The sequence below is a fragment of the Ectobacillus sp. genome (genome assembly GCF_056992975.1).
Window position 1 is genome coordinate 1 of sequence record NZ_JBXKMX010000205.1, and the last position, 9,456, is coordinate 9,456.

Genomic DNA, 9,456 nt, shown 5'->3' on the forward strand with positions numbered 1-9,456 from the left:
ATTTACTAGTTACTTTACAATCATCTTAGAGTTTATCCAAGCCATTGCTATGTCAATCGGATTTAACAATTTAGCAGGCGGACAATTGATTTTAAACCCAGGTTGGGCAACGTATTTGTATATCGCAACGGTTTTAACAGCTGGCACTGCATTTTTGATGTGGCTTGGTGAGCAGATCACAGCAAATGGTGTAGGTAATGGAATTTCCAGTATCATTTTTGCTGGTATTGCCGCAGCGATTCCGAATATTATCAATCAGGTTTATATTCAACAGTTTCAAAACGTAGGTGATCAATTATTTCTAAGCATTTTGAAAATTGTATTGATCCTCATAGCTGTATTAGCAGTTATTGTTGGTGTTATCTATATTCAACAAGCGACTCGGAAAATTCCGATTCAGTACGCAAAAAGTACAGCAGGAAATAACTCCTATGGAAATGTACAAAATACACATTTACCACTAAAGGTGAATAGTGCAGGTGTTATTCCGGTTATTTTCGCTGTTTCTTTCTTGATTACACCACCAACAATTGCTCAGTTTTTTCCGCAAGGTAATGTATCGCAATGGATTATTCAAAACTTTAACTATTCTCATCCAGTGGGAATGATTGTATATGTTGCTTTAATTATTGCCTTTACTTATTTCTATGCATTCGTTCAAGTCAATCCTGAACAGATGGCTGAAAATCTAAATAAACAAGGTGGGTATGTTCCTGGTATTCGCCCGGGTAAGAATACGGAACAATACTTAACTAAAACCTTGTACCGGTTAACGTTTGTAGGTGCAATCTTTCTTGCAGCAATTGCAATTTTGCCTGTTATATTCATTCAAATAGCCAATCTCCCATCATCTGCACAAATCGGTGGAACTAGTTTACTGATTGTCATTGGGGTTGCGTTAGAAACGATGAAACAGCTTGAAAGTCAATTAGTAAAGCGCCATTACAAAGGTTTTATTAAAGAGTGAGCTATCGGGAAGTTTTTTCTTCCCTTCACGCTCGTTAGCCTATAGGGGGAATTAAGATGAATCTTATTTTAATGGGGCTACCTGGTGCTGGAAAAGGTACTCAAGCTGAACGGATTGTTGCTGAGTATAAGATCCCGCATATTTCTACAGGAGACATGTTTCGTGCAGCAATTAAAGATGGAACTGAACTTGGATTGCAGGCAAAGTCCTTTATGGATAAAGGCGGCCTTGTTCCAGATGAAGTCACAATTGGTATAGTTCGTGAACGGTTAAGCAAAGACGATTGTAAAAAAGGATTTTTGCTTGATGGTTTTCCAAGAACTGTAGCACAAGCTTCTGCTCTTGAAGAAATTATGCAAGATCTTGGCAAGAAAATTGACTATGTTTTAAATATTCAAGTCAATCCTGATCTGTTGCTTAAACGGCTTACAGGTAGACGAATTTGTAAGAGCTGTGGCTCTACGTATCATTTGGTCTTCAATCCTCCTCAAACTGAGGGAGTTTGTGACAAATGTGGTGGAGAGCTTTATCAACGCTCTGATGATAATGAAGAAACAGTTGCAAATCGTTTAGAAGTAAATATGAAACAAACTGGGTATTTACTCGACTTCTATGGAGAGCTTGGTTATGTTAGAAGTATCAATGGTGAACAAGAGATTGATACGGTATTTGCAGACATTCGTGAGCTTGTCGGCAAACTCGTATAATCCCTTTTAAACTAACATCTATAGTGATGTTAGTAGGAATGGTTGTTATGAAGTCGCTGTATGGACGTACCGGATCGGAAAGATTTTGGAATCTGTTCAAAAAGCTGCTTGATGTTATAGAGAAATCGTTGTATCTTGGTTTGGAGCATGTAATATCTTATGAACAGCTTTCGGGCATTTCATACACGGTTAGAACTATTTAGACGTAAATAGTTTTACATCTATAAGGGTATGCCAGAACTGGGATTGGGCAACACTTACATGAAGCTCGACACATACCACGTAAAGTGGGGATGCGAAGTCTTGACAAACCTAAGTAGCTTACCTCTCCGAGATTTCAGGGCAGTCTAGACGCTTACTGATTTGAAGAAGGGAGAACATGGAATGGCTAAAGATGATGTAATTGAAATTGAAGGCAAGGTTGTTGAAACGTTACCAAATGCTATGTTTAAAGTGGAACTAGAAAACGGTCATATCATACTTGCTCACGTTTCTGGAAAAATCCGTATGAATTTTATTCGTATTTTACCAGGAGATAAAGTTACGGTTGAATTATCACCCTATGACTTAAATCGTGGACGTATTACGTACCGTTTTAAATAATTATAGCACTCCGTAATCTTTAAGGAGGTTAGAGATATGAAAGTAAGACCATCTGTCAAACCGATCTGTGAAAAATGTAAAGTTATTCGCAGAAGAGGTAAAGTAATGGTTATCTGTGAAAATCCTAAGCACAAGCAAAAACAAGGTTAATTGAAGGAGGTGTTTTAAATGGCTCGTATTGCAGGTGTAGATATTCCACGTGACAAACGTGTTGTAATTTCTTTAACATATGTATACGGTATTGGTCGCTCTACTTCTGAACAAATTTTGGAAGAAGCAGGCGTATCAGTTGATACTCGAGTTCGTGATTTAACAGAAGAAGAATTAGGTAAGATTCGTGATATCGTGGATCGTCTTAAAGTAGAAGGTGACCTTCGTCGTGAAGTTTCCCTAAACATTAAACGTCTAATGGAAATTGGTTCTTTTCGTGGTTTACGCCATCGCCGTGGTTTACCAGTTCGTGGTCAAAATACGAAGAATAATGCACGTACACGTAAAGGTCCTCGTCGTACAGTAGCGAATAAGAAGAAATAAGTAAGTAAAGGAGGTTGAACATCAATGGCACGCAAAACAAACACTCGTAAACGTCGTGTGAGAAAAAATATTGAAGCAGGTATTGCGCATATTCGCTCTACTTTCAATAACACAATTGTAACAATTACAGACGTTCATGGTAACGCACTTTCTTGGTCCAGTGCTGGTGCACTTGGATTCCGTGGCTCTCGTAAGTCTACACCATTTGCAGCGCAAATGGCTGCTGAAACAGCTGCAAAAACATCTATGGAACATGGTTTGAAAACTTTAGAGGTAACTGTTAAAGGCCCTGGTGCTGGTCGTGAAGCTGCTATTCGTGCGCTTCAAGCTGCAGGTCTTGAAGTAACTGCAATCCGCGACGTTACTCCAGTACCTCATAACGGATGCCGTCCGCCAAAACGTCGCCGTGTGTAGTTTTTCTGTATAGATTTTCTTTCCTTGTCTATAATGGGATATGATACAATATTTTCGAAAATTGTTTACAGAAACATCGCTTGTTGTGCACAATCGCGAACTGCCAAAGGGGGACTTTCGGTTAGACAATATCAAGTTGTCTAGCCGGGGTTTCGACGTTTTGAAGGAGGGTTTAATACATGATCGAAATTGAAAAACCGAAAATCGAAACGGTTGAAATTAACGAGGATGCTAAGTACGGTAAATTCGTTATCGAACCACTTGAGCGTGGATATGGTACTACTTTGGGTAATTCCCTACGTCGTATCTTATTATCCTCACTCCCTGGTGCTGCTGTAACAGCAATCCAAGTTGACGGAGTATTACATGAGTTTTCAACAATCGAGGGTGTTGTCGAAGATGTCACTATGATTATCTTAAACATTAAGAAATTGGCTCTTAAGATTTACTCCGAAGAAGAAAAAACACTTGAGATTGATGTTCAGGGGCAAGGTGTTGTCACAGCTGCGGATATTACGCACGATAGTGATGTAGAAATCTTAAATCCAGATTTACACATTGCAACGTTAGCAAAAGATACGCATTTTCGCATGCGCCTAACTGCAAAGCGCGGTCGTGGTTATACACCAGCTGATGCAAATAAGGGAGAAGATCAACCTATAGGTGTCATTCCTATTGATTCGATCTATACACCGATTTCTCGCGTTACGTATACGGTTGAAAATACTCGTGTTGGTCAAGTAGCAAATTACGATAAATTGACGCTCGATGTTTGGACGGATGGAAGCATCGGACCGAAGGAAGCAATATCGTTAGGAGCTAAAATCATAACGGAGCATTTGAATATATTCGTTGGATTAACTGACGAAGCACAAAATGCTGAAATTATGGTAGAAAAAGAAGAAGATCAAAAAGAGAAAGTTCTAGAAATGACAATTGAAGAATTAGATCTTTCTGTTCGTTCTTATAACTGCTTAAAACGTGCTGGTATTAATACAGTACAAGAGCTTGCTAACAAAACAGAAGAAGATATGATGAAGGTTCGCAACTTAGGACGTAAATCCTTAGAAGAAGTAAAGCATAAGCTTGAAGAATTAGGCTTAGGCTTACGTAAAGACGACTAAGGTTTCTTTGTTTTGTTATAAACCAACGAAGGAGGGAACTACGAATGGGATACAGAAAATTAGGCCGTACAAGCGCGCAACGTAAAGCTATGCTACGTGATTTGACTACAGACTTAATCATCAATGAACGTATACAAACGACTGAAACTCGTGCAAAAGAGCTTCGTTCAGTAGTAGAAAAAATGATTACTTTAGGCAAACAGGGAGATCTTCATTCCCGTCGCCAAGCAGCTTCTTATGTTCGTAACGAAGTAGCAAACGCTGAAACAAAGCAAGATGCATTGCAAAAATTATTTGCAGACATCGCTCCTCGCTATACTGACCGTCAAGGTGGATACACTCGTATCGCTAAAATCGGTCCTCGTCGCGGCGACGGTGCTCCAATGGTAATTATTGAACTTGTTTAATTGATAGATAATTAAAGGGCAGGACAGTGCTTTTTTAAGTTACTGGTCACAGCCCTTTTTTTGTATACACAGTTTTCTATTATCAAAATGGAAATAGTGTATGCCGGCTACGCATTTCGGTGATGGCTAGCTTCGCCGGCTAGCTCCTTCCGGCCAGAGAACCCTCGCACATAAAGGCAAAAAGCACCTTTTTGTGCGAGGAACCACCGACCTCCGGAGCAAAGCGAGCCGGCTACGCATTTCGGTGTCTAGCTTCGCCGGCTAGCTCCTTCCGGCCGGAGAATCTCGTCCTAATAAAGGAAAAAAGCGCCTTTCTAGGCCGAGAACCTCTGACCTCCGGAGCTAAACAAGCCGGCTACGCTTTTCATTGTCGCTTTTTGATATTTCTTAGGAAATAATACGAGAGGGTGTCGTGATTTTGAAACGTGAAAAGCTTCGTATTGATCGATTATCCTTTCGATATCCGCGTGCTGACTCCAATGCCCTGCAGGACGTTTCTCTCTCTATTACAGAAGGTGAATGGATTTCTATCTTAGGCCAAAATGGTTCGGGAAAATCTACGTTAGCAAAGCTCTTAAATGGTCTATTGCTTCCAACTTCAGGTAGTATTATTGCTGATGGCGAAATTGTACTAGCAGAGGAAACGATTTGGGAAGTGCGAAAGCAAATTGGAATGGTATTTCAAAATCCAGACAATCAGTTTGTTGGAACGACGGTAAAGGATGATATAGCATTTGGTTTAGAAAATTTCGGTATGCCTCGTGAAAAAATGATAGAGCGGATGGAATATGCACTATCATTAGTGGGTATGAATGATTTCGTAGAGCAAGAACCCCATTCTTTATCAGGTGGTCAGAAACAACGTGTTGCGATTGCTAGTGTATTGGCACTTCAGCCTTCTATCCTGATCTTGGATGAAGCAACTTCCATGCTAGATCCAAAAGGTCGAAGAGAGGTAGTAGAAACGGTTCGTAATTTAGTTCGCTCGAAGGGAATTACAGTTGTATCCATTACACATGATCTAGAAGAGGCTGCACAATCTGATCGTATTTTCGTTTTAAATAAAGGTGTTTTGGTACAAGAAGGAACTCCCGAACAGGTATTTCAGCATATAGACGAACTACAGAAAATAGGATTGGATGCTCCTTTTTCTGTGAAATTTGCAGAGGTATTACAACGAAATGGAATCGATGTAAAGAATATGCCTCTAACAATGGAAAGTTTGGTGAACGAGCTTTGGACATTACATTCGAACAAGTAGAGCATCGGTATCAACGTAATACACCGTTTGAACGATTAGCGATTTATGACATTACTCTCTCTATTGAAAGCGGAAAATATTACGCTGTGATTGGTCATACTGGATCCGGGAAATCTACGATCATCCAGCATTTAAATGGTCTATTGCAGCCAACCGATGGAATGGTTCAAGTAGGGGATTTCATCATTTCTTCAAAGAAAAAAGAAAAGAAACTAAAGCCTCTTCGAAAACGAGTAGGTGTAGTTTTTCAATTTCCTGAGCACCAGCTCTTTGAGGAAACCGTAGAAAAAGATATATGCTATGGTCCTAAAAACTTTGGAATGGGTGAAAAGAAAGCAAAGGAAAAAGCTGCTGAAGTTTTGAAATTGGTAGGGTTATCGACTGATTTGCTAACTAAATCCCCATTTGAACTTAGCGGTGGGCAAATGCGAAGAGTGGCAATTGCGGGTGTTCTCGCGATGTCCCCTGAAGTGCTTGTACTTGATGAACCTACTGCTGGATTAGATCCAAGAGGACAGAAAGACCTGATGCAGATGTTTTATCGCCTTCATAAGGAACAAGGCATTACTGTAGTTCTTGTTACTCATAATATGGAGGATGCTGCAGCCTATGCAGATCAAATCGTCGTTATGGATAAAGGAACTGTTTTTTTAAAGGGAACACCGGAAGAAGTGTTTTCACATGGAGAGCAACTAGAACAAATTGGCGTATCTCTTCCCATTACACTCCGATATAAACAAATAATTGAAGAAAAATTGGGAGTTAGAATACCCTCTTCTCCGCTTACAATGGACAATTTAGCAGAGGAAGTAATAAATATTATGAAAAAAGGAGAAGCCTGAACATGCAACAGCTTATCATCGGCAAATACATTCCAGGGCAATCTCTTGTTCATCAGCTTGATCCAAGAGCAAAGCTAACCATTGTTTTCTTATACGTATTTATCGTGTTCTTAGCGAATAATGTAGCTTCGTATAGTTTATTACTCGTATTCTCAATACTTCCTCTCATATTATCTCGTGTGCCGATACGCTATATAGCCATTGGATTAAAGCCAGTACTTTGGATCTTTCTGTTTACTTTCCTCCTTCATGTTTTTACAACAAAAGAAGGATCTGTCTTGTTCCAAGTAGGCTGGGTTTCCATCTATCAAAAAGGTCTGGAGCAAGGGATTTTTATATCCTTGCGGTTCTTCGTCATCATTCTTATCACTACATTATTAACATTAACAACTACGCCTATTGAAATTACAGATGGAATGGAAGCATTGTTGCATCCATTCAAACGATTTGGACTGCCTGTTCATGAAATCGCACTTATGATGTCAATTTCCCTTCGGTTTATTCCCACTTTAATGGAAGAAACAGAGAAAATTATGAAGGCACAGGCGTCACGTGGTACCGATTTCGCAGGAGGGCCCATTTCTGACCGTTTGAGGGCGGTTGTATCGTTGCTAGTTCCCCTTTTTATTAACGCATTTAGACGGGCAGAGGACTTAGCAATTGCAATGGAAGCAAGAGGGTATCGCGGTGGAGAAGGACGGACAAAATTTCGTCAGCTTCTTTGGAAAGGCAAGGATACAATTGCGCTTTTAAGTTTACTAGTTCTTACGGGACTTTTACTTTTAACACGATGGTGAGAAAAATGGAACGACTAAAATGCATAGTAACCTATGACGGTACTTATTTTCATGGATATCAGGTTCAAAACAACAAGCGGACGGTACAACTCGTTATAGAGGAAGTATTGCGAAATATCCATAAAGGAACAAATGTTCGTATCTATGCATCAGGTAGAACGGATGCTACGGTTCATGCTAGAGGGCAAGTGTTTCACTTTGATTCTCCGCTATGTTTAACAGCGGAACGTTGGGTGGCAGCTCTAAATTCGCAGCTTCCAAAGGACGTGGCAATTCAGAGTGTAGAAAAGGTAAGTGATGACTTTCATGCTAGGTTTCAGGTTACTCGGAAAGAATATCGCTATCGAGTGCTTCTTTCTAACCGCAGAGATGTGTTTCGAAGACACTATGCTTATCATGTTCCCTATAAGCTTAGTATAAATAAAATAGAGGAAGCGATTCCTTATTTTATTGGTACGCATGATTTCACTTCATTTTGCTCAGCAAAAACAGAGATTGAGGATAAAGTGAGAACCATTTATACACTAGAGATGATACAAGAGGAAGATGAACTTATCTTTCGCTTTGTCGGAGATGGATTTCTTTATAATATGGTCCGAATTATCGTAGGTACTTTACTTGATGTGGGCCAAGGAAAAATAGAGCCTTCACAGCTATCACACATTCTAAACATGCAGGATAGAAGCTTAGCAGGAAAGACAGCACCGGGTCATGGATTATATTTATGGCAAGTTTCGTATAACAACTAATCCTGGTGTAACATTTGCTTGACATTGACTTCTCTTAACGATATCATAACATATGGTATTGTTTCTAAAACCACGATTAGCCCCGGAAATTAATCGTGTTTAAGATAAACAATGAATGCAGTTACGATAAATAACAAGTAGGAGGGAATCACATATGCGTACGACTTTCATGGCAAAAGCTAGCGAAGTTGAGCGTAAATGGTATCTAGTAGATGCTGAAGGTAAAACTTTAGGACGTCTAGCAACTGAAGTTGCATCCATTTTGCGCGGAAAAAACAAACCAACTTTTACACCAAACGTTGACACTGGTGATCACGTAATTATTATCAACGCAGAAAAAGTACATTTAACAGGAAACAAACTGAACGGTAAAATTTATTATCGTCACAGCATGTATCCAGGTGGATTAAAACAAAGAACGGCTCTAGAAATGCGTACTAACTATCCAGTACAAATGATCGAAAGAGCTGTAAGAGGCATGCTTCCAAAGAACAGCTTAGGTAGCCAAATGATTAAAAAGTTAAAAGTGTATGCTGGTACAGAGCATCCACACGAAGCACAAAAACCTGAAGTTTACGAACTTCGCGGATAATAGAATTAAAGGAGGGCTTATTTTGGCACAGGTACAATATTATGGTACTGGACGTCGTAAGAGTTCAGTTGCACGCGTACGCTTAGTTCCTGGTGAAGGACGCGTTATCATCAACGGTCGTGAATTTGAAAATTACATTCCATTTGCTGCACTACGTGAAGTTGTAAAACAACCTCTAGTTGTGACAGAAACTCTTGGCAACTATGATGTTCTTGTAAACGTAAACGGCGGCGGATACACTGGTCAAGCTGGTGCGATTCGTCACGGTATTTCAAGAGCATTATTAAAAGCAGATCCAGAATACCGTTTATCTCTAAAACGTGCTGGATTGTTAACTCGTGATGCACGTATGAAAGAACGTAAGAAATACGGTCTTAAAGGCGCTCGTCGCGCACCTCAATTCTCAAAACGTTAATATTGTTTTATGCCCTTTCTTTCGAGAAAGGGTATTTTTATTGG

General features: G+C 39.8%; 14 protein-coding genes. All 14 read left to right on the forward strand.

The window, feature by feature from the left end; translation table 11 throughout:
* Nucleotides 1-967 (forward strand): preprotein translocase subunit SecY (secY, locus tag AC11ZT_RS09440; protein WP_484059360.1); only part of this gene is annotated, 967 nt, incomplete at its 5' end.
* A gap of 56 nt (nucleotides 968-1,023) precedes the next feature.
* Entirely contained in the window at nucleotides 1,024-1,674 is a 651-nt protein-coding gene (locus AC11ZT_RS09445; protein WP_484059361.1) for an adenylate kinase, read from the forward strand.
* A 384-nt stretch (nucleotides 1,675-2,058) separates the two neighbouring features.
* Entirely contained in the window at nucleotides 2,059-2,277 is a 219-nt protein-coding gene (gene infA / locus AC11ZT_RS09450; RefSeq protein ID WP_379971409.1) for a translation initiation factor IF-1, read from the forward strand.
* Nucleotides 2,278-2,313: 36 nt separating this feature from the next.
* A complete protein-coding gene (gene rpmJ, locus AC11ZT_RS09455; protein WP_000868344.1) occupies nucleotides 2,314-2,427 on the forward strand; it encodes a 50S ribosomal protein L36 in 114 nt (37 codons plus the stop codon).
* 18 nt (nucleotides 2,428-2,445) lie between these two features.
* Nucleotides 2,446-2,811, forward strand: coding sequence for a 30S ribosomal protein S13 (gene rpsM / locus AC11ZT_RS09460; RefSeq protein ID WP_484059362.1), 366 nt, complete (start codon nucleotides 2,446-2,448; stop codon nucleotides 2,809-2,811).
* A gap of 24 nt (nucleotides 2,812-2,835) precedes the next feature.
* Entirely contained in the window at nucleotides 2,836-3,225 is a 390-nt protein-coding gene (gene rpsK / locus AC11ZT_RS09465) for a 30S ribosomal protein S11 (RefSeq protein ID WP_379971412.1), read from the forward strand.
* Between the two features lie 179 nt (nucleotides 3,226-3,404).
* Nucleotides 3,405-4,349 (forward strand): DNA-directed RNA polymerase subunit alpha, encoded by a 945-nt coding sequence (locus AC11ZT_RS09470; RefSeq protein ID WP_379971413.1) that lies wholly within the window; start codon nucleotides 3,405-3,407, stop codon nucleotides 4,347-4,349.
* Between the two features lie 44 nt (nucleotides 4,350-4,393).
* Nucleotides 4,394-4,756: a 50S ribosomal protein L17 gene (gene rplQ, locus AC11ZT_RS09475; protein WP_379971414.1), complete on the forward strand. Its 363-nt coding sequence runs from the start codon at nucleotides 4,394-4,396 to the stop codon at nucleotides 4,754-4,756.
* Nucleotides 4,757-5,174: 418 nt separating this feature from the next.
* Entirely contained in the window at nucleotides 5,175-6,017 is an 843-nt protein-coding gene (locus tag AC11ZT_RS09480) for an energy-coupling factor ABC transporter ATP-binding protein (protein WP_484059363.1), read from the forward strand.
* Nucleotides 5,993-6,859, forward strand: coding sequence for an energy-coupling factor ABC transporter ATP-binding protein (locus AC11ZT_RS09485; RefSeq protein WP_484059364.1), 867 nt, complete (start codon nucleotides 5,993-5,995; stop codon nucleotides 6,857-6,859). The genes AC11ZT_RS09480 and AC11ZT_RS09485 overlap by 25 nt, the downstream gene beginning before the upstream one ends.
* Nucleotides 6,860-6,861: 2 nt before the next feature.
* Complete coding sequence (locus AC11ZT_RS09490; protein ID WP_484059365.1) at nucleotides 6,862-7,656, forward strand: energy-coupling factor transporter transmembrane component T family protein; 795 nt, start codon at nucleotides 6,862-6,864, stop codon at nucleotides 7,654-7,656.
* 5 nt (nucleotides 7,657-7,661) lie between these two features.
* Nucleotides 7,662-8,405: a tRNA pseudouridine(38-40) synthase TruA gene (gene truA, locus AC11ZT_RS09495; RefSeq protein ID WP_484059366.1), complete on the forward strand. Its 744-nt coding sequence runs from the start codon at nucleotides 7,662-7,664 to the stop codon at nucleotides 8,403-8,405.
* A gap of 154 nt (nucleotides 8,406-8,559) precedes the next feature.
* Complete coding sequence (rplM, locus tag AC11ZT_RS09500) at nucleotides 8,560-8,997, forward strand: 50S ribosomal protein L13 (RefSeq protein ID WP_484059367.1); 438 nt, start codon at nucleotides 8,560-8,562, stop codon at nucleotides 8,995-8,997.
* Nucleotides 8,998-9,019: 22 nt separating this feature from the next.
* On the forward strand, nucleotides 9,020-9,412 hold the full coding sequence (gene rpsI, locus AC11ZT_RS09505; protein WP_379971420.1) for a 30S ribosomal protein S9: 393 nt from the start codon (nucleotides 9,020-9,022) through the stop codon (nucleotides 9,410-9,412).
* Nucleotides 9,413-9,456 lie beyond the last annotated feature (44 nt).

Coding starts and splice junctions, on each gene's coding strand:
- AC11ZT_RS09445 (WP_484059361.1), top strand. CDS start 1,024: ATGAATCTTATTTTAATGGGGCTACCTGGTGCTGGAAAAGGTACTCAA.
- infA (WP_379971409.1), top strand. CDS start 2,059: ATGGCTAAAGATGATGTAATTGAAATTGAAGGCAAGGTTGTTGAAACG.
- rpmJ (WP_000868344.1), top strand. CDS start 2,314: ATGAAAGTAAGACCATCTGTCAAACCGATCTGTGAAAAATGTAAAGTT.
- rpsM (WP_484059362.1), top strand. CDS start 2,446: ATGGCTCGTATTGCAGGTGTAGATATTCCACGTGACAAACGTGTTGTA.
- rpsK (WP_379971412.1), top strand. CDS start 2,836: ATGGCACGCAAAACAAACACTCGTAAACGTCGTGTGAGAAAAAATATT.
- AC11ZT_RS09470 (WP_379971413.1), top strand. CDS start 3,405: ATGATCGAAATTGAAAAACCGAAAATCGAAACGGTTGAAATTAACGAG.
- rplQ (WP_379971414.1), top strand. CDS start 4,394: ATGGGATACAGAAAATTAGGCCGTACAAGCGCGCAACGTAAAGCTATG.
- AC11ZT_RS09490 (WP_484059365.1), top strand. CDS start 6,862: ATGCAACAGCTTATCATCGGCAAATACATTCCAGGGCAATCTCTTGTT.
- truA (WP_484059366.1), top strand. CDS start 7,662: ATGGAACGACTAAAATGCATAGTAACCTATGACGGTACTTATTTTCAT.
- rplM (WP_484059367.1), top strand. CDS start 8,560: ATGCGTACGACTTTCATGGCAAAAGCTAGCGAAGTTGAGCGTAAATGG.